At 61.0% G+C, this 22,283-nt stretch carries 17 protein-coding genes; 10 read left to right on the forward strand and 7 right to left on the reverse strand.

The window, feature by feature from the left end; translation table 11 throughout:
- Positions 1-100 precede the first annotated feature (100 nt).
- The gene (locus HU730_RS02790) at positions 101-2,227 is read right to left on the reverse strand and encodes a TonB-dependent receptor (protein WP_186526830.1); all 2,127 of its coding nucleotides are present in this window, start codon (positions 2,225-2,227) and stop codon (positions 101-103) included.
- Between the two features lie 91 nt (positions 2,228-2,318).
- Positions 2,319-2,708, reverse strand: a complete 390-nt coding sequence (locus HU730_RS02795; RefSeq protein WP_034125684.1) for a DUF2946 domain-containing protein — start codon at positions 2,706-2,708, stop codon at positions 2,319-2,321.
- A 93-nt stretch (positions 2,709-2,801) separates the two neighbouring features.
- On the opposite strand from HU730_RS02795, the gene HU730_RS02800 reads away from it, so the two are divergent.
- From HU730_RS02800 to HU730_RS02825, 6 genes are all read left to right on the forward strand, one after another.
- Positions 2,802-3,239: a DUF3995 domain-containing protein gene (locus tag HU730_RS02800; RefSeq protein ID WP_034125683.1), complete on the forward strand. Its 438-nt coding sequence runs from the start codon at positions 2,802-2,804 to the stop codon at positions 3,237-3,239.
- Positions 3,240-3,556: 317 nt separating this feature from the next.
- Positions 3,557-4,723 carry an efflux RND transporter periplasmic adaptor subunit gene (locus HU730_RS02805; protein WP_096144306.1) on the forward strand — a complete coding sequence of 389 codons (1,167 nt, stop codon included), beginning with the start codon at positions 3,557-3,559 and terminating at the stop codon, positions 4,721-4,723.
- The gene (locus tag HU730_RS02810) at positions 4,720-7,896 is read left to right on the forward strand and encodes an efflux RND transporter permease subunit (RefSeq protein ID WP_034125681.1); all 3,177 of its coding nucleotides are present in this window, start codon (positions 4,720-4,722) and stop codon (positions 7,894-7,896) included. Before HU730_RS02805 ends, HU730_RS02810 begins: the two co-directional genes overlap by 4 nt.
- Complete coding sequence (locus HU730_RS02815; RefSeq protein ID WP_032901662.1) at positions 7,893-9,344, forward strand: efflux transporter outer membrane subunit; 1,452 nt, start codon at positions 7,893-7,895, stop codon at positions 9,342-9,344. The genes HU730_RS02810 and HU730_RS02815 overlap by 4 nt, the downstream gene beginning before the upstream one ends.
- Positions 9,345-9,926: 582 nt before the next feature.
- Complete coding sequence (gene zapE, locus HU730_RS02820) at positions 9,927-11,033, forward strand: cell division protein ZapE (protein ID WP_186526829.1); 1,107 nt, start codon at positions 9,927-9,929, stop codon at positions 11,031-11,033.
- A gap of 165 nt (positions 11,034-11,198) precedes the next feature.
- On the forward strand, positions 11,199-11,690 hold the full coding sequence (locus HU730_RS02825) for a GNAT family N-acetyltransferase (RefSeq protein ID WP_034127723.1): 492 nt from the start codon (positions 11,199-11,201) through the stop codon (positions 11,688-11,690).
- 100 nt (positions 11,691-11,790) lie between these two features.
- On the opposite strand, the gene HU730_RS02830 is transcribed toward HU730_RS02825, so the two are convergent.
- The 4 genes from HU730_RS02830 to HU730_RS02845 form a co-directional block, all read right to left on the reverse strand.
- Entirely contained in the window at positions 11,791-12,003 is a 213-nt protein-coding gene (locus HU730_RS02830) for a hypothetical protein (protein WP_034127722.1), read from the reverse strand.
- Positions 12,004-12,143: 140 nt separating this feature from the next.
- A complete protein-coding gene (locus HU730_RS02835) occupies positions 12,144-14,381 on the reverse strand; it encodes a TonB-dependent siderophore receptor (protein ID WP_186526828.1) in 2,238 nt (745 codons plus the stop codon).
- A gap of 128 nt (positions 14,382-14,509) precedes the next feature.
- Positions 14,510-16,252 carry a phosphoethanolamine transferase CptA gene (locus HU730_RS02840; RefSeq protein ID WP_032892095.1) on the reverse strand — a complete coding sequence of 581 codons (1,743 nt, stop codon included), beginning with the start codon at positions 16,250-16,252 and terminating at the stop codon, positions 14,510-14,512.
- A gap of 157 nt (positions 16,253-16,409) precedes the next feature.
- On the reverse strand, positions 16,410-16,586 hold the full coding sequence (locus HU730_RS02845) for a DUF6026 family protein (RefSeq protein ID WP_254914002.1): 177 nt from the start codon (positions 16,584-16,586) through the stop codon (positions 16,410-16,412).
- Positions 16,587-16,846: 260 nt separating this feature from the next.
- Between HU730_RS02845 and gnd the strand changes: the two genes are divergently transcribed.
- Genes gnd through HU730_RS02860 form a run of 3 tightly spaced genes read left to right on the forward strand, consistent with a single transcriptional unit; the run spans position 16,847 to position 20,171 of the window.
- Positions 16,847-17,830 (forward strand): phosphogluconate dehydrogenase (NAD(+)-dependent, decarboxylating), encoded by a 984-nt coding sequence (gene gnd / locus HU730_RS02850; RefSeq protein ID WP_019817573.1) that lies wholly within the window; start codon positions 16,847-16,849, stop codon positions 17,828-17,830.
- Positions 17,827-19,350 carry a glucose-6-phosphate dehydrogenase gene (gene zwf / locus HU730_RS02855; RefSeq protein ID WP_034127720.1) on the forward strand — a complete coding sequence of 508 codons (1,524 nt, stop codon included), beginning with the start codon at positions 17,827-17,829 and terminating at the stop codon, positions 19,348-19,350. Before gnd ends, zwf begins: the two co-directional genes overlap by 4 nt.
- On the forward strand, positions 19,347-20,171 hold the full coding sequence (locus HU730_RS02860) for a Cof-type HAD-IIB family hydrolase (protein WP_034127719.1): 825 nt from the start codon (positions 19,347-19,349) through the stop codon (positions 20,169-20,171). The genes zwf and HU730_RS02860 overlap by 4 nt, the downstream gene beginning before the upstream one ends.
- A 66-nt stretch (positions 20,172-20,237) precedes the next feature.
- Here the strand turns inward: HU730_RS02860 and HU730_RS02865 are convergent, their stop codons facing one another.
- Positions 20,238-20,498 (reverse strand): hypothetical protein, encoded by a 261-nt coding sequence (locus tag HU730_RS02865; protein ID WP_034127718.1) that lies wholly within the window; start codon positions 20,496-20,498, stop codon positions 20,238-20,240.
- Positions 20,499-20,842: 344 nt separating this feature from the next.
- Between HU730_RS02865 and HU730_RS02870 the strand changes: the two genes are divergently transcribed.
- The gene (locus HU730_RS02870) at positions 20,843-22,165 is read left to right on the forward strand and encodes a sigma-54 dependent transcriptional regulator (protein ID WP_186526826.1); all 1,323 of its coding nucleotides are present in this window, start codon (positions 20,843-20,845) and stop codon (positions 22,163-22,165) included.
- Positions 22,166-22,283: the final 118 nt, after the last annotated feature.

Raw genomic sequence — 22,283 nt, forward strand, 5'->3', positions numbered from 1 at the left:
ACTGAGTGTCAGACAACATATTTTTATGCTGACCCACCGCTATCGCAGGCAAGCCAGCTCCCACATTCAATTGCATTTCAAGTCAACGGTCGTTGCAGCGTTAGAACTTGGTCTGTACGGCCAGCTCAAAGGTCCTCGGTGATCCCAGATAATACGCCGGCGACACATGGGCAAACTCGGCATACACCTCGTTAGTCAGGTTGCGTACGCGCCCGGTTATCGAGGTATGCGCATCCACCTTATAGCGCAGGAAGGTGCCGAACAGCGTATAGGCCGGTACGGTCTGGGTGTTGGCATTGTCGGCATACACCTGAGCGACATAGCGCGCATCCACCCCGCCTTGCCAATCCTCGGCAAAGTCATAGGTCAACCACAGGTTGCCCACGCGCTTGGGCACGTTGGTTGGCGTATTGCCCTTGCGCGACACCACGGCGCCGCTGGCGATTTTCTCGTTGAACTCATCGTACTGCGCGTCCACCCAGGCGAAGTTGCCTTCGGCCAATAGCCTCGGCGTGATGCGCAACGAACTGGCCAGTTCGATGCCCTTGGACGACTGCGCGCCCACCGGGATGCTGCTGGTCGGGTCCAGCGGGTCGGTGACGGCGAAGTCCTTGCGTTCGATCCTGTACGCGGCGACCGTGGCGGAACCGCGGCCTTCCAGGTAATCGAACTTGCTGCCGATTTCCCATTGCTTGCCGGTGGACACGTCGAACACCTGGGTAGTGGTGTTGGGCTGTTCGACGGCGGTGCTGTATTGCACATAGACGTTGGCGGAGGGCATGAACTGATAGGTCAGGCCCACCCGGCCCGTTACCGGCTCCCAACTGCGCTTGAAGTGTCGCGGGTTGGTGGCGGTGATCATACGATGGTTGGTCACGTCCAGATCAATGGCGTCATAGCGCAGGCCGGTCAGCAGCGAGAGCTTATCCGTCAGTCCCAGACGGTTTTCCACGAACAGTGCTTTGGTCGTCACCTGGTTGGTCTTGTCCTTGACGAAACCTGGCCGGGTACCGGGAATATCATAGAAGTGCCCCGGGTCGTAGTGGTTTGGGTCTACGGTACTTTTGCCCGGCACGTTCAACGGGCTGTTAGTGGTGCTGTTGATCTTGTACTCAAAACCGCCGGACCAGGTGGTAGCGAGGCCGAAGACGCTCGTGTCATGGCGCAGTTCGAACTGGTTGCCGTCCTGCTCGCCCTGATGCCGCACCTGATAGGCCGTCGAGCGGTTCACCGCGCTGTTGTCGGCGTTGTATTGGTAGGTCTCCAGGTTGCGGTAGTCGCGCTGGCTGTCGAGGTGGTAGAGGGTATTTTTCAGTGTGGTGCTGTCGTTGATCCGGTAGCCGATGATCGAGCGTGCCCAGATCGTGCGTTGCTCATAACGGCCGTCGGCTACGTTGTAGTTATTGAAGCGGTTGTGCTTGTCGATCTTCAGCTCACCGGCCTTGGGGTTGAGCACCGGCGTGCCCCAATACGGGCTGTCTTCATGTTCGTCCTGATACTCCAGGGCCAGGGTGTGGGACAGGTTCGGGGTGAGGTCGCTGAGCAGGGAAAACGCCACGCTCCAGGCATCGCGCTGGTCGCGGTCGATGTAGCTGTGATTGGTGTTGCGGCTCACATCCAGGCGGGCGTAGTGCTGCACCTCGGTGCCGGGTTCGGTCAGCGCATGGTTGAGGCCGAACGCCATACCGGCGGTGTCGTAGCTGCCATAGTTCAGCTGGCCTTCGATGGCCTGTTCCTCGCGGCTTGCCAGCTTGGTCACGTAGTTCAGCGAGCCACCCACTGAGCCTGCGCCGTTAATCAAGGAGGAGGGGCCGCCTACCAGTTCGACGCGGTCATAGATCCACGCATCCACCGGCCGCGCCAGGCCCGTGGCGACATTGATGCCGTTGAACATCTGGGTGATCTGGCTGCTGGTAAACCCTCGGTACGAGACAAAGCCGCCAAAACCGGGCGGGGCGCTGGCGTTGACGCCGGGCAGGGTATTGGCCGCATCGCGGAAGGTCTTGGCGCCGTGGCGCTCGATATCGTTGCGGTTAGCAATGGCCACCGACGCCGGGGTTTCCCGCACGCTCAGGCCAAGGCGCGAGGCCATGCCGCTGGATTGGTCCAGGGCCAGCCCAGGCTCGGCACTTTGCTCGCCGTCAATGGTGGTTGGCGCCAACTCAAGGGCCGAGGCGCAAACAGGCAGGCAGCCGAACAGGCCCGCCAACAGGGGTAAATGTTTCATGGTTGAATCCTGAAAACTTGGCTCGAAAACAACGCACTGCTCCCCGTACTCCTTACGGAAACGAAGCGGTGCAGATCAGAACGCGCAGGGATCAGGCGAAGGCAGGTGGCGCGCGCGGATTAGCCGCAGGCCAGGTGAAGCGGGCGGGAATGTCGGCGGCGAGCACCACCGCTGCGGGTGGCGCATGGGGTTGCGGCAGGACTGCCACATTCAGGTGGGAGTTGAGCGCCGGGCCCATGCCGCCGGTAGAACACAGCGGGCAACCAAACGCCTTCGACAGCGTTGGCAGGCTCTCATCCGTAGAATTGCTGGGCAGGGGCGCCTGGGTACGTGGGTCCACCGTACAGAACTGGCCGCTGATGCCGTTGAGCTGCATCCCCACCATCTGCCCATGACCAATGCTGCAGGCGAACACATTGAACAGGACGCAGCAGTAGAGCGTCCAGGCAATGAGTGAGCGGTCGGCACGGGCGAGTTTCATGGGGCAGCACTTTATCATCAGCGACCGACGAAATGCCTGCAAAAAAACTCAGGGCGGCTATCCTCATTCGCACATTTTTGTGGAGCGCCGACCATGAGCTTTGTGATTGCGCGATGGATCGTCGGGGTATTTACCTTCATCAGCATGGTGCATCTGTATTGGGCTGCGGGTGGCAAGCTCGGCAGCCTGGCCGCTATCCCGCAACTGCCCGGAGAGTTTGCCAGCGGGCCGCGACCGGCGTTCAAACCGTCGGCGCTGGGTACTTTTCTGGTGGCGATGGGGCTGGTGGCGATTGCCTTGCTCGTGTGTCTGCGCGCCGGGCTGTATTTCTCGCCGGTGTCCCACGGGGCGTTGCAGTGGGGTATCAGCGCGATTGCCGTGCTGATGTTTGCCCGAGCGATTGGGGATTCGGAGCTGGTGGGGTTTTTCAAGAAGGTCGGCGGGTCGAGGTTTGCTCGCCTGGATACCTATTTCTATTCGCCGTTGTGCCTGGTGTTGGGCGCCGGCTTGCTGGTGGTGGCGTGGAGCTGAGCCTGAGCCCACAGATACCTGGCTGACACCGCGCAATCCAAATGTGGGGGCTGGCTTGCCTGCGATGCAGACACCTCGGTCTACCAGCCAAAACGGGTTGATCCCTTCGCAGGCAAGCCAGCTCCCACCTTCAACCACGCTCGACAGGTAAGCCCGAGCGCCACCAAGCCCCTGTGGCCGCCATTTGATTCACCTCCAAGTATTTCCCAGACAAAAACACACCCCCCGGTTTTATAGCGCTTGACCTTCCCAGTATGGCAAGCCGGATAAAAACCCCACGTGTCGGTTTGTCTTGAAAATTCCAAGGAGGGTGAACGATGTACACCAAACCAGTAAGCCTCATTACCGGGGCGTTGGCCGTAGCATTGATGCTCGGCGGATGCTCGGACAATGCGCCGCCAGCTGCAGCAGCCAAGGCACCCGGCGTGCCGGTCGCCCAGGTGGTGGCGCGTGCGGTGACGCCGTTTGTGGAGTACACCGGTTCGTTGACCGCCATCGACCAGGTTCAATTGCGACCGCGAGTCAGTGGCTATCTGCAAAGTGTCAGCGTGCCCGAAGGGCAGTTCGTGGCCAAGGGCAGTCCACTGTTTGTGATCGATCCGCGTATGTTCCAGGCGGCAGTGAACGCAGCCAAGGCACGTCTGCGCGAGGCCGAGGCCAATGCGTTGCTGGCCCAGGCCGAGCATGGCCGTGCCGAGCAGTTATATGCCAAGAAGGTGGTGGCACGTGATCGTCTCGACACCGCCGTTGCTTCGTTGAACGCCGGCAGAGCGCAGGTGGAGGCCGCCAGGGCTGCGTTGGATACAGCCCAACTGGACCTGAGTTACACCCGCGTCACCGCACCTATCAGCGGGCGTATCGACCGCGCCCTGGTGACGGAAGGCAACTATGTCACCCGTGGGGAAACACCCCTGACCACGATTGTCTCCATCGACCCCTTGCATGTGTATTTCGATGTGGACGAACGCACTTACCTGCATTCGCTGGCGGCGACGCGGCAGCACGCAGGGTCCAAGGGCGAGCAAGCTGCCAAGGTCATGGTGGCGATGCTCAATGACACCACCTATGCACGGGCAGGGCGCGTGGACTTCCTGGCCAACTCGGCCGACCGCAAGACCGGCACGGTGCGCGTGCGTGCGGTGGTGGAGAACCCGGATGGGCGCTTGACGCCGGGGCTGTTCGCCAAGGTCAAGCTGGATACCGGCTCGGCGCAACCCCGGGTGTTGATTGCCGACCATTCCATCGGCACCGACCAGGGCCGCCGTTATGTGCTGGTTGTCGGTGAGGGCGACAAGACCGAGTACCGCCCGGTGGAACTGGGCCCGGTGGTCGACGGCCTGCGGGTCATCGAACAGGGCCTGCAACCGGGCGAGCGCATTGTCGTCAAAGGCCTGGTGCGCCCCGGCATGCAGGTAACACCACTGGCTGCCAGCATCGAGGGCAAGCCGCTTGAAGCACCGCTGGCGGTGGGGGGCGTGCAATGAGCTTCCCACGCTTTTTCATTGACCGACCGATCTTCGCCATTGTCCTGTCGGTGTTGATGATGATCGGCGGCATCGTGGCCTTCTTCCATCTACCGTTGAGCGAATATCCCGCCGTCACGCCGCCCACGGTGCAAGTGACGGCGTCGTATCCGGGGGCCAACCCGCAGGTGATTGCCGAGACGGTGGCGGCGCCGCTGGAACAGGTAATCACCGGGGTTGAGGGCATGCTTTACATGACCTCGCAGTCGGCCACCGATGGCCGCATGATCCTGACCGCAACGTTCGCCCAGGGCACCAATGCGGACATGGCCCAGATCCAGGTGCAGAACCGTGTGTCGCGGGCTTTGCCGCGCTTGCCCGAAGAGGTGCAGCGCCTGGGCGTGGTCACGCAGAAAACCTCGCCGGACATCCTCATGGTGGTCCACCTGCTGTCCCCCGACCAACGTTATGACCCGCTCTACATCTCCAACTATGCCTACCTGCAGGTGCGCGATGAGTTGTCGCGCCTGCCGGGGATCAACGATGTGCTGGTGTGGGGCGCGGGTGAATACAGCATGCGCCTGTGGCTCGACCCGGACCTGATCGCCGCCCGTGGCTTGACCGCCGGCGATGTCATCACCGCCGTGCGCGAGCAGAACGTGCAAGTGGCGGCCGGCTCGGTCGGCCAGGCACCGGATTCCACTGCGGCCTTCCAAGTCACGGTCAATACCCTCGGGCGCCTGACGGATGAAGAGCAGTTTGGCGACATCATCATCCGCACCGGCGATAACGGCCAGGTCACGCGCCTGCGTGATGTGGCCCGTATCGAGATGGGCGCCGATGCCTACGCGCTGCGCAGCCTGTTGGACGGCGAACCTGCGGTGGCCTTGCAAATCATCCAGAGCCCGGGGGCGAACGCGCTGGATGTGGCGCAGTCGGTGCGCGATACCATGCAGCGTCTGCAAACCAACTTCCCCGAGGGGTTGGTGTCGCGGATTGCCTATGACCCCACCGTGTTTGTGCGCGCTTCACTGGAGTCGGTGGCCATCACGCTGATGGAAGCGATCCTGCTGGTGGTGATCGTGGTGGTGGTGTTCCTGCGCAATTGGCGCGCGTCGCTGATTCCCTTGATGGCCGTGCCGGTATCGATCATCGGCACCTTTGCGGTCATGCACCTGATGGGCTTCTCCCTCAATACGTTGTCGCTGTTCGGCCTGGTGTTGTCGATCGGCATCGTGGTCGACGATGCAATCGTGGTGGTGGAGAACGTCGAGCGGCATATCGAGAACGGCGAGGAGCCGATGCAGGCTGCGCGACGGGCGATGAGCGAGGTCACCGGCCCTATCATTGCGATCACCTCGGTGCTGGCGGCCGTGTTCATTCCCACCGCGTTTCTCAGTGGCCTGCAAGGCGAGTTCTATCGGCAGTTTGCGCTGACCATCGCGATTTCCACCATCCTCTCGGCGGTCAACTCGTTGACCCTCAGCCCGGCGCTGGCCGGCCTGTTGCTGCGGCCACGGCATGCCGCTGTGGTGCATGACCCGCGCAGCCTGCGTGGTCGTGCCGCACGGCTGTTGGAGGTACTGGGCCGGCCGTTCCAGCGTGCGCCGCAAGCCTATGGCAACACTGTGCGCAAGGTCGTCGGCCGTCGTGGCGTGGCGCTGTTGGCTTACGGCGGCTTGCTCGCATTGACCTGGTTCGGCTTCAACGCGGTACCGGCCGGCTTCGTGCCGATGCAAGACAAGTACTACCTGGTCGGTATCGCCCAACTGCCGAACGCGGCCTCGTTGGAGCGTACCGATGCGGTGGTGCGGCAAATGTCGAAAATCGCCCTGGATGAGCCGGGGGTCGAGAGTGTCGTGGCGTTCCCGGGACTGTCGGTCAACGGCTTCGTCAACGTTCCGAATGCGGCGGTGATGTTCGTCATGCTTGATCCGTTCAAAGAGCGCACCTCGCCGGATATGGCGGCGGTCGCCATCGCCGGGCGTCTGCAGGCCAAGTTTGCGAGCATCCCCGACGGCTTCCTCGGCGTGTTCCCGCCGCCACCGGTGCCGGGGCTCGGGGTAACCGGGGGCTTCAAGCTGCAGGTCGAGGACCGTGGCGGCGTCGGGCTGGAGGCGCTGGTGCAGCAGACCCAGGTACTGATGACCAAAGCCACTGAGTCAGGCCAGGTAGCCGGGCTGATGACCAGCCTGGACGTCAATGCGCCGCAACTGAATGTCGACATCGACCGCACCCAGGTCAAGAGCCAGGGCGTGCGCCTGGCGGATGTGTTCGAGTCGCTGCAGGTCTATCTGGGGTCGCTGTACGTCAACGACTTCAACCGGTTTGGCCGCACCTACAAAGTCACGGCCCAGGCCGACGCGGACCATCGCATGCAGGCCGAAGCCATTGGCCGCCTGCAGGTGCGCAATGCCGCCGGGGACATGCTGCCGTTATCAGCGTTTGTCACGGTCACGCCGAGCTCCGGGCCTGACCGGGTGATTCACTACAACGGCTATCCCTCGGCGGATATCTCTGGCGGTGCGATGCCTGGGGTCAGCTCCGGGCAGGCGGTTGCGCTCATGGAGCGCCTGGCCCAGGAGGTACTGCCCGAGGGCGTGACCTATGAATGGACAGACCTGACCTACCAGCAAAAGCTCGCCGGGTCATCGGCCCTGTTTATTTTCCCGCTGTGTGTGCTGCTGGCTTATCTGATCCTTGCCGCGCAGTACAACAGTTGGCTGCTGCCGTTGGCGGTGTTGCTGATCGTGCCCATGTGCCTGCTCAGCGCAATCCTCGGCGTGTGGCTGGTGGAGGGCGACAACAACGTGTTCGTGCAGATCGGGTTGGTGGTGCTGGTGGGCCTGGCTGCGAAGAACGCCATCCTGATCGTCGAGTTTGCCCGCAGCCTTGAAGCCGAAGGCGCCAGCCCATTGGAAGCGGTGATCCACGCCTGCCAATTGCGCCTGCGCCCTATTTTAATGACGTCCCTGGCGTTTATCGCAGGCGTAGTCCCGTTGGTGTTTGCCAGTGGCGCCGGAGCCGAGATGCGCCATGCCATGGGGGTTGCGGTGTTTGCCGGGATGTTGGGCGTGACGCTGTTCGGTCTGTTCCTGACGCCCGTTTTCTATGTGGTGATGCGCAGCCTGGCGCTGCGCGTGCAGCGTCAGGGGGCGAGTCCGACGGTGCAGCTAAAGGAGAGCGCATCATGAAACAGGCGTATCCAGCTTTTCTGTTGTCGTTGACCCTGCTGGCCGGTTGTGGCTCGGTGGGGCCGGATTATTCCGCGCCAGTGCTGCCCGCTGCGCAGCGGGCGACGAGCTTCGGCGCGCCCATCGCCGGGCTTGGTCCGGGCGAGGTCGAAGTGCAGTGGTGGCAAGTGTTTGACGAGCCGGCATTGAGCCAATTGATCCAACAGGCACTGGCGGCCAACCACGACATCGGCATCGCCGCCGCACGCCTGGACGAAGCCAAGGCGCTGTTGCGCGAAAGCCGCCAAGGCTTCCTGCCCAGCGGCGGCGCCGCCCTGGGCTACGAGCACCGCCAGCGCAGCGAGGTCGAGACTCCCTTCGGCGAGCAGCGCTCTATTGAAACCACCCGTGCGGCGGTGGATGCAGCCTGGGAAATCGACTTGTTTGGGCGCGTGCGTCGCTCGGTGGAGGCGGCCCAGGCCCAGGCGGGGTCGCGTCAGGCGTTGCTGCGCAGCGTGCAAGCGAGCGTCGCGGCGACCGTCGCGGCAACCTGGTTCGAGTTACAAGGGATCGAAGCCGAACAGGCGGTGGTCGCGGATATCAGCCAGAGCCAGCGCGACAGCCTGGGCCTGGTGGGGCAGATGGTCAGCGTCGGCGCCGCCACCGAATTCGACCGGCTGCGTGCCGAGGCCTTGTTGCGTAATGTGGAGGCGGTAGCGCCTGACCTGGAGCGACGTCGCGCCAAGTCAACCAACGCGCTGGCGGTGCTGCTGGGGCAAGCGCCCCAGGGGTTCAAGCCACCGCTGGCCCGGCCTGGGCGTGAAACCTTGAACCTGCGCACGTTGCAGGTGGGAGACCCGGCCGGCTTGCTGGCGCGCCGTGCCGATATTGCCGCGGCCGAACGCACGCTGGCGGCTGCGACCGCGCAGATTGGCGTGGAAACCGCTGGCTTGTATCCGGATATCCAGGTGCAGGGTTCCATCGGTTTGCTGGCCGGAAGTCTCAGCGCCCTGGGCGATGCGGGCATGCAGTCGAACTTTATCGCGCCGGTGATTCGCTGGTCACTGCTGGACACCGGGCGCGTACGAGCGCGGATTGCCGCCAGCGAGGCACGCACCCAGGCGGCATTGATCGCTTATGACCAGACCGTGTTGCGGGCCCTGCAGGAAACCGATGATGCGTTCCAGGCCAACCGTACGGCCGGCAACGCCCTGGGCTTGCGGCTGTTGGAGGCGGCCGCCAACCGTGAGGCAGCCAGCTTTGCGCGCGAGCGGTTTGCGCAAGGCGAGGGCGTGTACCTGGATGTGCTTGAGGCCGAGCGCGCGGACTTCACCAGCCGCCGGGCATTGACGGCGGCGCGCACGGAACAGCGCTTGGCGGTGGTGGGGATCTATAAGGCGCTGGGTGGTGGGTGGGAGATCTGTGAGAGGGCGGGGCAGGCGTGCAAGGGGGCTACGGTGTTGCGCTAATGTGGACCTGTGGGAGCTGGCTTGAACTGCGAAGGCGGCCCGCCAGCCGACGCCTATCTACCCGACACCCCAACGATCCAAATGTGGGAGCTGGCTTGCCTGCGATAGCGGCCTGACAGCCGACACAGGTGTCAGACCGAGTACATATCCATTCCTGCGGTAACGGCCACTTAGGGTTCCGCTCTTACAGCGGGTCACTTTTGGAAAAGAGCCCGGAATGCCGGCCCAGCCAAAAGTAACCAAAAGGGCTCTTGCCCCACCACTCGGCACCTCGCCCAGGCTCGGTGTGCCCGTAATCCGCCAGTGATTTGGGGGGCCGCCGCCACGCGCCATCCATGGCGCGGGGCGGCTAAACCGGCATCCCTGCCGGTTTACCCCCCAAATCCCTGTCGAATTCCGGCCAGCGTGGTTTAACGGGGCGCTTAAGATCAAAAGCAGATCAAGAGCAAGATCAAGAGCGGCTCGCTTCGCATCGTGGTTACCGTCTACCGCTATAGCGTTGTGCAAATACTCATCCTCGCCTCAGGCAAACAGGCCAAGATTTCGCGCCTGGACAGCTCTGCGTCCGTCATACTGGCAAGCATGACTTTCGACTCGCCTCTCGCCGCTTACCAACATGCCATCGCCCAGCCAGGTTTCGTCGCCGACGACGCCCAGCGCCGGGCGGTACAAGCCTTGCAAGCCTGTCACGAGGCCTTGCATCAAGGGCGTTCGTCGATTGCCGGCGTTTACCTGTGGGGCCCGGTGGGGCGTGGCAAGACCTGGTTGATGGACCAGTTCTACCAAAGCTTGCGCGTGCCTGCGCGGCGCCAGCATTTTCACCACTTCATGACCTGGGTGCACCAGCGCTTATTCCAGCTCACGGGCACCCAGGACCCCTTGCAGGCGTTGGCCAGGGAGCTGAGCCAGGCGGTGCGCGTGCTGTGCTTCGATGAATTGTTTGTGAATGATATCGGTGACGCGATCATTCTCGGCCGCCTGTTCCAAGTGATGTTCGAAGAGGGTGTGGTGATGGTGTGCACGTCCAACCAGCCGCCCGACCAGTTGTATGCCGGTGGCTTCAACCGTGAGCGTTTCCTGCCGGGTATCGACGCGCTCAAGCAGCATATGCAGGTGGTGGCCGTGGACGGTGGCGAGGATCATCGCTTGCATCCCGGCGTGGGCATGCAGCGCTATTGGGTGAATCAGCCCGAGGCACTGGCGGCGGTGTTCCGACAGTTGAGCCAAGGCCAAACCGTGACCAGCGGGGTGGTAAGCGTAGGGTACCGCACCATCATGACGGTGCAGGCCAGTGACACCGTGCTTTGGTGTCGCTATGCCGACCTGTGTGAGCAGCCCCTGGCCGCGATGGATTTCATGCTGTTATGTGATCGCTTCCACGCCATCCTGCTAGGAAACGTCCCCAACCTCAGTGCACAGAAACGCCCGGGCCGGATTGCCCGTGGCACCGAAGACGGCGCCGAGCGCGTAGTAGCCGGGGATCGAGAGTTGCCACAGTTGTCGGTGCATGACGACAGCGTACGGCGTTTTATCGCGTTAGTGGACGAATGCTACGACCGCAAAGTGCCACTCTTTATCGACGCCGAGGTGCCGTTGCACAGCCTGTACACCGAAGGCTACCTGGAGTTTCCTTTCCGCCGCACCCTGAGCCGTCTGCAAGAGATGCAACTGGAACGCTTCGCCACCTAGGAAAAATCGCCGCTCCAAAGCTCTTTGCACGCTTTGATGCGCGCAACCTTCGCATTTTCTGTCAGCGATTTGTCGCTTATCTCCTTCATCTACTGCCGACTCCACGCTTACAATCGCAGCTCTCAAAGGGAAACGATTCCCTGGTTGTCGCTATCGAGGAAGGAAATGGACACCCCAGACATCCTGGTGCTGCAAGCCAGCTATACCAACGCCGTGCACGCCGACGCCATTGGCCTGTTGCTCAACCATTACGCTGAAGATCCGATGGGCGGCGGCCACAGCCTGCCAGCCGATCTCTTGCAGCAGTTGCCAGCCGAACTGGCCAAGCGCCCACACGCGTTCAGTGTGCTGGCGTTCGTCGGGGGGGAGCCAGCGGGATTGGTCAATTGTTTCGAGGGCTTTTCGACCTTCGCCTGCCGGCCCTTGGTCAATGTCCATGATGTGGTGGTGAAAGAGCAGTTTCGGGGGTTGGGGTTGAGTCAGAAGATGCTGCAAAAGGTCGAGGAAATCGCCCGGCAGCGCGGTTGCTGCAAGATTACCCTCGAAGTGCTGGAAGGCAATACTCTGGCGCAGGCGGCGTACCGCAAGTTTGGTTTTGACGACTCAGTGTTTGATCCGGCCCATGGGCGGATGTTGTTCTGGAATAAACCGTTGTAATAAATAACCGGCAAAAAAAGGCGCCATTAAATGGCGCCCAATAAACCTTTGCCAACGGAGCAGAATGGCGCAGGGTGCTACGGATTAAGTAAGCATTAACTCAGCTGTTCGGTTGCGCCTGTTCAACCGTGTCGGCCTTGACCGACTTGCCATCGGCGCTGGCAACTTGTTGCTCAGCCTTGCCGTGGGTTTTTTCCTGAATGAAGCTGAAGTTGTTGTAGAACTCCTTGGAGCGCTCTGCGCCGCCCTCTGCAAAGGCAGCGGCAGAGGTCAGGGTCATCAGGCTGGCCAGCATCAAGGTCGAGAGTTTCATAGTGGTATCCCCATTAAAGTGATAGGTGTCTGGTCGCTTCGTGATCAGATCATGGGGCGACTATGGCGTTATCTTATTAAGTGGGAATTAACGGGAGATGCCGTTGAAGTTAACAGTTTTGTTAACTTCAACGTGCGAGGCTATAACTTCCAATCCAACGCCAGCGTGACGGAACGCGGCTCGCCCCAATACACCCCGTTATAAAAACCCACGCGCTCGTAATATTTCTTATCAAAGAGATTATTCACGTTGACCGACGCCGAAACCTGTTCGTCGAACTGGTAGCGCGACATCAGGTTGACCACGGTGTAGCCCTGTTGCGTGATTTTCGCCCGGGTGGTTATTGGCCGGCCTTCGCTGTTGCGCTGCCCGGTCGGGCGGTTGCTGAAGTCGTAGGTTTCGCTCTGCCAGTTCACGGCGCCGCCCACCGTCAGTTTGCGCCAGGCGCCCGGCAGGCGATAGGCGCTGGAGATCTTCACCAGGTTCAAGGGTTGGCTGGTGTTGTTGCGTTTGTCAGAGCCATTGACCGAATGGGTGTAGGTGTAGCCGGCGGACAGGTTCCAGTCCGGCGTGATTTCACCGGCGGCTTCCAGCTCGAAGCCGTTGACCTTGTTACCTTTGCCACCGGATTTGTAGTACTCCTCGCCCGTGACCGGGTTGGGCGGGACTGAGTCATCCCGCTCGGCGACGTTGTCCTGGGTACTCCAGAAGTACGCGGCGGCCAGGTTCAAACGCTCGTTCAGCACACTGCCCTTGAGGCCCACTTCGTAGTTACTGCCGACCACGGGCTCCAGGTACTTCTTGTTGGCATCACGGTAGTCCTGGGGTTTGAAGATGTCGGTATAGCTGGCGTAGACGGTGTACTGCGGCGTGATGTCGTAGAGCAGGCCGGCGTAGGGCGTCCACATATCATTGTGGGTCTGGCTGGTTTTGCCCGAAGCGGTCAGTTGGTCGTCGGCATCGTATTTGGGCTCTGCGCTTTCCAGCTCCCAACTGCCGTAACGGCTGCCCAGTACGGCGTGCAAGCGGTCTGTGAGGCTGAGCCTTGTGGCCAGGTAACCGGCTTTCTGTTGTTTCTTGCTGTGCTCGCCCTTCAGGTCGGTCACCTGGTCGGTGAACTTGCCGATGCCGCCCATGTGCTTCCAGTCCTGAATGGGGTAGTAGCTGGCTGGCAGGTCGCTGCGCATGAAGGGCGAGACATCCCATTGTGCGGCTTCGCCATAGCCCATCATCAGCGCGTGTTCGCGGCCCAGCAGCGTGTAGCTGCCGGCCAGGTTGAGGTCGATGGCCTCCATGCGCGAAGTGCCGCGCATATGGCTGGCCCAAGCCGTCATGCCGCTGCGGTCGGGGTTGGGGAAACCGGCGCCGCCGTAATACACCTTGCCATCGGTGTCGCTCTGGCGATGGGTATAGGCGGCCTTCAGGTGCCAGTCGCCGCCGAGCCGATGGTCGAGGGTGGCGAAGGTGGTCTTGTCGGTCAGCGGCCAGGAACTCCAGTGCGCCGCCATGTTGGTGGAGCGGGGTAGCCTGGCCTTGCCGCCCTGGCTGTTCCAGTAGGGCACGGTGCCCCAAGACGTGCCTTGCACCTGTTTGTCCTGGTAATCAAAGCCTGCGGCCAGCACGGTATCGTCGGAAAGGTCAGCCTCGAGAATGCCGTAGCCCACCGCCCGCTGCAGCCCATAGTTGTCACGAAAAGACTTGCTGTCGCGGTAAGCCAGCACGCTACGCCCGCGCAGTTTGCCGTCGAACGCCAGCGGGCCGCCCACGTCAACGTAGCTGTAGTAGTTGTCATGGCTGGCGCCACTGATGCCGGTCTTGGCCTGCCACTGGGCGGTAGGGCGCTTGCGCACCATGTTGACGGTGGCCGAAGGGTCGCCTGCGCCCGTGGTCAAGCCCGTCGCGCCGCGCACTACTTCGATGCGGTCGTAGATGATGGTGTCGGCGTCGGTCTTCATGTAGCCGAAAGTGTTGAGCATCCCGTCAACCTGGAAGTTGCTGATGCCATAGCCTCGGGCGGAGTAGTAGACACGATCGGAGTCGTAATGCTGAACGTTGACGCCCGTGGTCTGGCGCAACACATCCGTCAGGGTATTGAGATTGAAGTCGTCCATCTGCTGGCGTGTGATCACCGAGATCGATTGCGGGGTTTCCTTGACGGAGAGGTTCAGCCGCGTGGCGGTGCTCATCGAACCAGTAGTGTAGGCGCCGGTGTGCTCGGTGGTGGCGCCCAGGCCGTCGGCGCTGATGGTGGTCGCGCCCAGTTCCAGGGCTTTGGCGGGGGCTGTATCGGGGTCGGTGTCGGCCCGCGAATCCGGGCTCAGCGCCAGGCTGAACAGGCCGAGGGTGAAGGTCATGGAACGGGTGAAGGGCGCAAACATCGCTGCAGACTCCTTGTCGTCTTTGATACCTCCCCAGGCGGGGAGGGCTTGGTTCAAAGACGAAAGGAACTGCGGAACTTTAGGCTCAAACGAGAATGATTGTTATCTTTCTGTTGCAAGGCCCTGGCTTACTTAGCCACCACTTCGGCGCCGTCGGCCTTCTTGGGCTTGATCAGGCTGAAGTCGATCAGCGCCTTCTGCTTGGTCTCGTAAGGGTTGCCGATCAACAGGGGGCGTGGCTTGAAGCTGTCGCTTACCAGGCTCTTGCTGTGGTCCAGCTCATCGAAACTCAAGCCTGCCATGTCGGCCCAGGTGTGGATCAACTGCGAACTGCTGTAAGGCCGTTGCAAGTCGCCGGCGAAGCTCCAGTCGTGGCTTTCACGCCATTTTGGCGAGGCGTAGGCCATGAACGGGATGGTGTACATCGGTGCGGTCGGCTTGCCTTCGTTACGGCCCAAGGTGTCGTGGCCGGCCGAGTCGAACACGTCTTCGCCGTGATCCGACAGGTACAGCAAAAAGCCGTTGGGGTCGGTCTTGGCGTAGTCCTTGATCAGGCTGGAGACTACGAAGTCGTTGTACAGCACCGCGTTGTCATAGCTGTTGTAGGTCGGCAACTGCGCATCGCTGACACCCGCCGGCACGCCCTGGCGGTCGGTGAACTTGTCGAAGGTCTGCGGGTAGCGGTACTGGTAGCTCATGTGGGTGCCCAGCAGGTGCACCACGATGAACTTGCGTTCGGCGGTATCGGCCAGGGCCTTGGAAAACGGCGCCAGTACATCGCCGTCGTACTGACGGGCGTTCTGGTTGCGGTTGTTGTTCAGGTACACCTGCTCGTCGGCCTGTTCGGAAAAGGTCGTGAGCATGGTGTTGCGTTTGGTCATGGTCTGCTGGTTGGTGATCCAGAAGGTCTTGTAGCCAGCCTGTTTCATCACGCTGACAATCGACGGTGTCTTGAGGTACAGGTCCGGGTTTTCTTCGTCAGCGAAGGTCAGCACCTGTTGCAGCGCTTCAATGGTGTAGGGGCGCGGGGTGATGACGTTATCGAACACGGCCAGTTGGTCGCGCAGCTTGTCCAGCTCCGGCGTGGTGTTGCGCGGGTAGCCGTAGAGGCTCATGCGCTGGCGGTTGGTCGACTCGCCGATGACCAAGACAAGTGTGGACGGCTGGCCGGCCATGCTGTCCTTGAGGTTGTTCAAGGGCGGGATCTTGCTTGCACTGGTGAGCATGCCTTGCATGTTGTCCAACTGCTCGGTGTAGCGACGATAGGCGACGATCATCTGCCAAGGCACGGCAGGCTCGATGCGGGTTTCGAAACGGTCGATGGCCAATTCCATGGTTTCGCTGGTGGCGATCTGCTTGACCAGTGGGTAGCCCACCACCGCCAGGACGATGGCAATGGCTGCCACGATGGACTGGCCGCGAGGCAGATACACCGGGCGCAAGCGCGTCCACAGGAAGATGGCGAAGGCGGTGTGGGCAATGAACGCCAGCACGATCCACCAGGCAAAGTATTGGGTGGCGTATTCGCCGGCTTCAGAGATGTTCGACTCGAACATGATGAAGATGACGCTCTGGGAGAATTCCTGCTGGTAAATGAAGAAATAACCCAGGCTCGCCATGGAGCAAGCCCACAGCACCACGCCGATCAAGGCGGCGAGCAGGCGCGTACGACGCGGGAACAGCAGCATCGGCGCCAGCCACAGCGCACTCATGAAGAAGGCCTGGCGGAAGCCACTGAAGCCGGAGGTACCGGTCAGTTGGATAAGAAGTTGGGTAATACCCGAGAAATACCAGAAAAACAGGAATAACCAGCCAAGGCCGGCCCAATCAAAGCCTTTCGCAGTCGTCGTGCTGCGTTTGAACATCGCCATCCAGCGCCCCATCAGAAAAAGATTGTCGCGCGCAGGCGCGCAACATCGGGCCGCCCAGGAAGTGAGCGGCATCGCGGAACGGGAGTATCAAGAGGGGAATGTGAAAACTTTGTGAGTTTTCTGTAGGTATTGCCTTACAACGCGTTCGGCCAAGACTTCAGCACAGGACTGGCTTGGCATCTGAAGGTTGATCGAGCTGGGCTTGAAGGTGCGAGCGCAGGCGCAGGACTTCCTGTTGCAACTGATCGCGCTCGTCTTTCAACTGGCGCAGTTCATCGCGACGGAGGGTGACGTAGAGGGTCTGTGGCGGACGGGTCATCTGTGCTGTGCTCATTGCTTACCTCGCAAATAGCCGGTAGATCGCGGTGCCAAAACAGGTTTCTGGCAACAGTCGGAAGCAAGTTTGAATTCTTTTTCGCAGCAAGGGAACTTTTTTATTTTTGGTGGTCGTGTGACTTTTGCCGGGGTGATGGTGAAACGATGGCAACTTTTTTTGCCATGAAACTACACGGATCCGCTCTGGACTAACCCTCATTAGCCTCATTGCGCTATAAACTATGTCACACATTTTTTAGAAGTTAGGAGCATCAGCACATGCAACTGGGGATTATCGGACTAGGCCGCATGGGCGGTAACATTGCGCGGCGCCTGATGCTCAATGGGCATACCACCGTTGTATACGACCGTAACGAAGCCTTCGTCAAAGCCTTGAGCGAGGAGGGCGCCACCGGCGTCGCCGACTTGAAAGCGCTGGTGGCCGGCCTGCAAAAGCCCCGTGCTGTCTGGGTCATGTTGCCAGCGGGCGCGCCCACCGAAGACACCATCAACGCACTGAGCGAACTGCTGGAAGACGGCGATGTGATCATCGACGGCGGCAACACCAACTACAAGGACGACGTGCGTCGCGGCAAGGCCCTGGCTGAAAAGGGCCTGCACTATGTGGACGTGGGCACCTCGGGCGGCGTCTGGGGCCTGGAACGTGGCTATTGCATGATGATCGGTGGCGACACCGAGACCGTGAATCGCCTCGACCCGATCTTCAAAAGCCTCGCGCCGGGCCTGGGTAACATTCCGCGCACCAAGGACCGTTCGGCCTCTGCCGACCCACGTGCCGAGCAGGGCTACATTCACGCCGGCCCAGCGGGTTCCGGGCACTTCGTCAAGATGATCCACAACGGCATCGAGTACGGGATGATGCAGGCGTTTGCCGAAGGTTTTGACATCCTCAAGACCAAGAACTCGGAAAACCTGCCGGAAGACCAGCGCTTTGACCTCAACGTTGGCGACATCGCCGAAGTCTGGCGTCGTGGCAGCGTGGTGTCGTCCTGGCTGTTGGACCTGACCGCCGACGCCCTGGCCACCGACCCGAAGCTCGACGGCTACTCGGGCTCCGTGGCCGACAGCGGTGAAGGCCGTTGGACCATCGAAGCAGCCATGGAGCAAGCCGTACCGGTTCCGGTGTTGTCGACCTCGCTGTTCGCGCGTTTCCGTTCCCGCCAGCAGAGCACCTACGGTGACAAAATGCTGTCTGCCATGCGCTTCGGCTTTGGCGGCCATGTGGAGACTTCCAAAAAATGACCGCCAACGGCAAGAAACCCAAGGCCGAACCTGCTCCACCCACCACATTGTTTCTGTTTGGCGCCCATGGCGACCTGGTCAAGCGCTTGCTCATGCCGGCGCTGTACAACCTCAGCCGTGACGGGTTGCTCGGTGATGGCCTGCGTATCGTCGGCGTTGATCACAACGCCATCAGCGATGCGGACTTTGCCAAGAAACTCGAGGACTTCATTCGTACCGAAGCCTCCAGCAAAGTCAGGGGCAATGCCGAGAACGCCCTCGACCCCGCGTTGTGGGCGCAACTGGCCAAGGGCATCAGCTACGTCGAGGGCGATTTCCTCGACGACAGCACCTATGCCGATATCGCCAGCAAGATCGCTGACAGCGGCACCGGCAATGCGGTGTTCTATCTCGCCACTGCACCGCGCTTCTTCAGTGAAGTGGTGCAGCGCCTGGGCAGTGCCGGTTTGTTGAATGAAACGGACGAGGGCTTTCGGCGCGTGGTTATCGAGAAGCCGTTCGGCTCCGACCTGGCCACCGCCGAGGCGCTCAACGCCTGCCTGCTCAAGGTGATGAGCGAGAAGCAGATCTACCGCATTGACCATTACCTGGGCAAGGAGACGGTGCAGAACATCCTGGTCAGCCGTTTCTCCAACGTGCTGTTCGAAGCGTTCTGGAACAACCACTACATCGATCACGTGCAAATTACTGCCGCTGAAACCGTCGGCGTTGAAACCCGGGGTAATTTTTTCGAAAAAACCGGCACCTTGCGCGACATGGTGCCCAACCATCTGTTCCAGCTGCTGGCAATGGTCGCCATGGAGCCGCCGGCAGCCTTTGGTGCCGACGCGGTGAGGGGTGAGAAGGCCAAAGTGGTTGGTGCGATCCGCCCCTGGTCGCTGGAGGATGCGCGGGCCAACTCGGTGCGCGGCCAATACACCGCTGGCGAAATCGCTGGCAAGCCATTGCCCGGCTATCGCGAAGAAGCCAACGTCGCGCCGGACAGCAGCACCGAGACGTTCGTCGCGCTAAAAGTGATGATTGATAACTGGCGTTGGGTCGGTGTGCCGTTTTACTTGCGTACCGGCAAGCGCATGAGCATCCGCGACACCGAGATCGTGATCTGCTTCAAGCAGGCGCCTTATGCACAATTTCGCGATACCGAAGTCGATGAACTCAAGCCCACTTACCTGAAAATCCAGATCCAGCCTAACGAAGGCATGTGGTTCGACCTGTTGGCCAAGCAGCCTGGGCCGACCCTGGAGATGGCCAATATCGAATTGGGCTTTGACTACAAGGACTTCTTCGAGATGCAGCCGTCGACGGGTTACGAAACCCTGATCTACGACTGCATGACCGGCGATCAGACCCTGTTCCAGCGCGCCGACAACATCGAGAACGGTTGGCGTGCGGTTCAGCCGTTCCTGGATGCGTGGAAGGAAGATGATGGTATCCAGGCCTACAAGGCCGGTGAAGATGGCCCAGCGGCGGCCGATGCCTTGCTGGCCCGCGATGGCCGCGCCTGGCATAGCCTCGGATGAGTGACGTGACGATTCATCCCATCCGGTTTGTCCTCAGTGATGTGGACGGGACGCTATTGCATCCCGACCACAGCCTCAGCCAACGCACCGCCGATGCCATTCGCGCTATGCGTGAGGCTGGAGTGATTTTCAGCCTGGCCAGCGGGCGTCCGCCCAAGGCCATGCGGCATTTGATCGAGACCTTTGGCATCGATGTGCCGGTGGCTGGCTTTAATGGCGGTACGTTGGTCAACCCGGATGGCAGCATCCTGGTTGCTCATCATCTGCCGGCGGAAGCTGCACTCATCACCCTGGCGCTGTTTTCCGCCGAGCCGGACGTGGAAGTCTGGGTGTTTGCCGATGGCGACTGGCTGCGCCGTGATCCGCCCGGGCCCATGGTGCAGCGCGAAGCCGATGGCTTGGGCTATGGGCCGGTAGTGGTGGAGAGTTTCGAGCCTTACCTGGACAGGGTCGACAAGATCGTCGCCGCCAGCAACAACACCCAGTTATTGGTGGAGCTGGAAGCGCAATTGCAGCCGAAAGTGCAGGGGTTGGCCCAGGTGTCGCGTTCGCAGCCGGTGTATCTGGACGTGACCGCGATGCTGGCCAACAAAGGCGAAGCCTTGAAAACCCTGGCTGAACACCTGGGCGTACCGCTTGCACAAACGGCTGCGATTGGAGACGGTGGCAATGACCCGGCGATGTTTCATGTGGCGGGGTTGTCGATCGCCATGGGCCAGGCCGAAGAAACCGTCAAGCGCCAGGCCAATGTGGTCACCGGCAGCAATGTCGAAGACGGCGCTGCCGAGGCGTTCGAGCGCTTTATTCTCGCCGCACGTTAAGCGTGCAAGTATGACTGTACAACTTCCAGCTCAAGTTTTACTTGGGCTGGAAGTTGCTGCATTGCATTACTTTGGCATCGCCCAGTGTTGCAACTGGTGGCCATCTTTATCGAGCTCGGCGCGGGCCTGTAACAACAGGTTTTCAAGTTGGGCCGGGTCGGTATAGGCAGTCGACGGCAACTGTTTGCTGCCGATGCGGGTGTTGGTGCGGTCGATGACGCTCAGGCTGAGGGCGCCAACGCCATCGTGCCAGGCCACGCATTGAAAAGGCTGGAAGGCACGGTCTGCAATCAAAAGAGCTTCGTTGATGCGCAGCGGAGCGTTCATTTGGGTCTTCTCTCTGTATGCCCATTCAAGTGAGTACCGGCGGTTGGGCGGACCGTGCGGTGGGTTACTTGTACTGATGCACGATGGTGGGGTGCGGGTCACATGCTAGGGCAAGAAATTTTAACGTTCCCTGATTGACGTCATGTAAGCGGCTGTTTTGAAAGCGCAATAAACCTTTGACTGGCGAGCAACTTCTGGCGCGCTACGAAACAGGCATGGCTTTTTGCCCACGCTTATAGCGAAAGGGTACAAGGTAAGCGTCAAGATCTTGCTAGGGTTACCAGCAGTCGACACAAACTGTTGTTTCTAAATAACTTTAACAATATTGGCGCCAAGGAGCAGTCATGGTTGCGACACCCGCCCAACGCCGCTTACTGGTGGTCGACCCCTGTGACGATTGCCACGGGTTATTACCCGGCTTACGCACCGCCGGCTGGGAAGTGGACAGCTGTGCCTTGGAGGCGGTAGGTGAGCGCTCCTGCGATGTGGGCCTGCTGCGTTTGCAACGCGATCACCTGGAACGCCCTGAAGCAGTCAAGGAGTTGATTGGTCGCAGCGGCACCGAGTGGATCGCCGTGCTCAGCCAGGATGTACTGCGTTTGCAGAACGTCGGCGATTTTGTCTGCGAATGGTTTTTCGACTTTCACACCTTGCCCTTCGATGTATCCCGGGTGCAGGTGACCCTGGGCCGTGCGTTCGGCATGGCGCGCCTGCGTGGCAAGGGCTACGCCCCGGTGGATGAGCCCCATGAATTGCTGGGCGAAAGCCGTCCCATCCGAGAGTTGCGCAAGTTGTTGTCCAAGTTGGCGCCTACTGAGTCCCCGGTGTTGATCCGCGGTGACAGCGGTACGGGCAAAGAGTTAGTGGCCAAGACTTTGCACCGCCAATCCCAGCGGCACGCAAAGCCGTTCGTCGCGATCAATTGCGGCGCCATTCCTGAACACCTGATCCAGTCCGAGCTGTTCGGCCACGAAAAAGGCGCGTTCACCGGCGCCCACCAGCGCAAGATCGGACGTATTGAAGCGGCCAATGGCGGCACCCTGTTCCTCGATGAAATTGGCGATCTGCCGATGGAGCTGCAAGCCAACTTGTTGCGCTTTCTTCAGGAAAAACACATCGAACGCGTTGGCGGCAGCCAGCCGATCCCGGTGGATGTACGCGTGTTGGCTGCCACCCACGTCAACCTCGAGGCCGCGGTGGAGAAGGGCGCTTTTCGCGAAGACCTGTATTACCGCCTGAATGTGCTGCAAGTGGTCACCGCGCCGTTGCGCGAACGCCATGGCGACGTGGCGATGCTGGCCAACCACTTTTCACGTTTCTACAGCCAGGAAACCGGACGGCGCCCGCGCAGTTTCAGCGAAGAGGCTTTGGTGGCGATGGGGCAACACCCGTGGCCGGGCAATGTGCGTGAACTGGCCAACCGCGTGCGGCGCGGCCTGGTGCTGGCCGAAGGGCGGCAGATCGAAGCGGTTGACCTGGGGCTGCAAGGCCAGCAAGTCATTTCGGCGCCGATGGCGACATTGGAAGACTACAAGTACCGTGCCGAACGTCAGGCGCTGTGCGATGTGCTCAACCGGCACAGCGACAACCTCAGTGTTGCGGCGCGCGTGCTGGGGATTTCCCGGCCGACGTTCTACCGGTTGCTGCACAAACACCAGATCCGCTAGGGCGGGTAAACCCAATGTGGGAACTGGCTTGCCTGCGAAGGCGGTGGTTCAGCTAGAGATTCAGTGACTGACACTCCGCCTTCGCGGGCAAGTCCGCTCCCACAGGGGATCTGTGCCA

Origin of the sequence: Pseudomonas sp. SWRI22, assembly GCF_014268395.2 — a bacterium.
Taxonomy (GTDB): Bacteria; Pseudomonadota; Gammaproteobacteria; order Pseudomonadales; family Pseudomonadaceae; genus Aquipseudomonas; species Aquipseudomonas paracarnis.

Bases quoted from the DNA above. Each gene is read 5' to 3' on its own strand.
- HU730_RS02835 (WP_186526828.1), bottom strand. From the start codon at position 14,381: ATGTTTGCGCCCTTCACCCGTTCCATGACCTTCACCCTCGGCCTGTTC.
- HU730_RS02830 (WP_034127722.1), bottom strand. From the start codon at position 12,003: ATGAAACTCTCGACCTTGATGCTGGCCAGCCTGATGACCCTGACCTCT.
- HU730_RS02815 (WP_032901662.1), top strand. From the start codon at position 7,893: ATGAAACAGGCGTATCCAGCTTTTCTGTTGTCGTTGACCCTGCTGGCC.
- zapE (WP_186526829.1), top strand. From the start codon at position 9,927: ATGACTTTCGACTCGCCTCTCGCCGCTTACCAACATGCCATCGCCCAG.
- HU730_RS02825 (WP_034127723.1), top strand. From the start codon at position 11,199: ATGGACACCCCAGACATCCTGGTGCTGCAAGCCAGCTATACCAACGCC.
- HU730_RS02790 (WP_186526830.1), bottom strand. From the start codon at position 2,227: ATGAAACATTTACCCCTGTTGGCGGGCCTGTTCGGCTGCCTGCCTGTT.
- HU730_RS02805 (WP_096144306.1), top strand. From the start codon at position 3,557: ATGTACACCAAACCAGTAAGCCTCATTACCGGGGCGTTGGCCGTAGCA.
- HU730_RS02870 (WP_186526826.1), top strand. From the start codon at position 20,843: ATGGTTGCGACACCCGCCCAACGCCGCTTACTGGTGGTCGACCCCTGT.
- gnd (WP_019817573.1), top strand. From the start codon at position 16,847: ATGCAACTGGGGATTATCGGACTAGGCCGCATGGGCGGTAACATTGCG.
- HU730_RS02840 (WP_032892095.1), bottom strand. From the start codon at position 16,252: ATGGCGATGTTCAAACGCAGCACGACGACTGCGAAAGGCTTTGATTGG.
- zwf (WP_034127720.1), top strand. From the start codon at position 17,827: ATGACCGCCAACGGCAAGAAACCCAAGGCCGAACCTGCTCCACCCACC.
- HU730_RS02845 (WP_254914002.1), bottom strand. From the start codon at position 16,586: ATGAGCACAGCACAGATGACCCGTCCGCCACAGACCCTCTACGTCACC.
- HU730_RS02860 (WP_034127719.1), top strand. From the start codon at position 19,347: ATGAGTGACGTGACGATTCATCCCATCCGGTTTGTCCTCAGTGATGTG.
- HU730_RS02800 (WP_034125683.1), top strand. From the start codon at position 2,802: ATGAGCTTTGTGATTGCGCGATGGATCGTCGGGGTATTTACCTTCATC.
- HU730_RS02810 (WP_034125681.1), top strand. From the start codon at position 4,720: ATGAGCTTCCCACGCTTTTTCATTGACCGACCGATCTTCGCCATTGTC.
- HU730_RS02865 (WP_034127718.1), bottom strand. From the start codon at position 20,498: ATGAACGCTCCGCTGCGCATCAACGAAGCTCTTTTGATTGCAGACCGT.
- HU730_RS02795 (WP_034125684.1), bottom strand. From the start codon at position 2,708: ATGAAACTCGCCCGTGCCGACCGCTCACTCATTGCCTGGACGCTCTAC.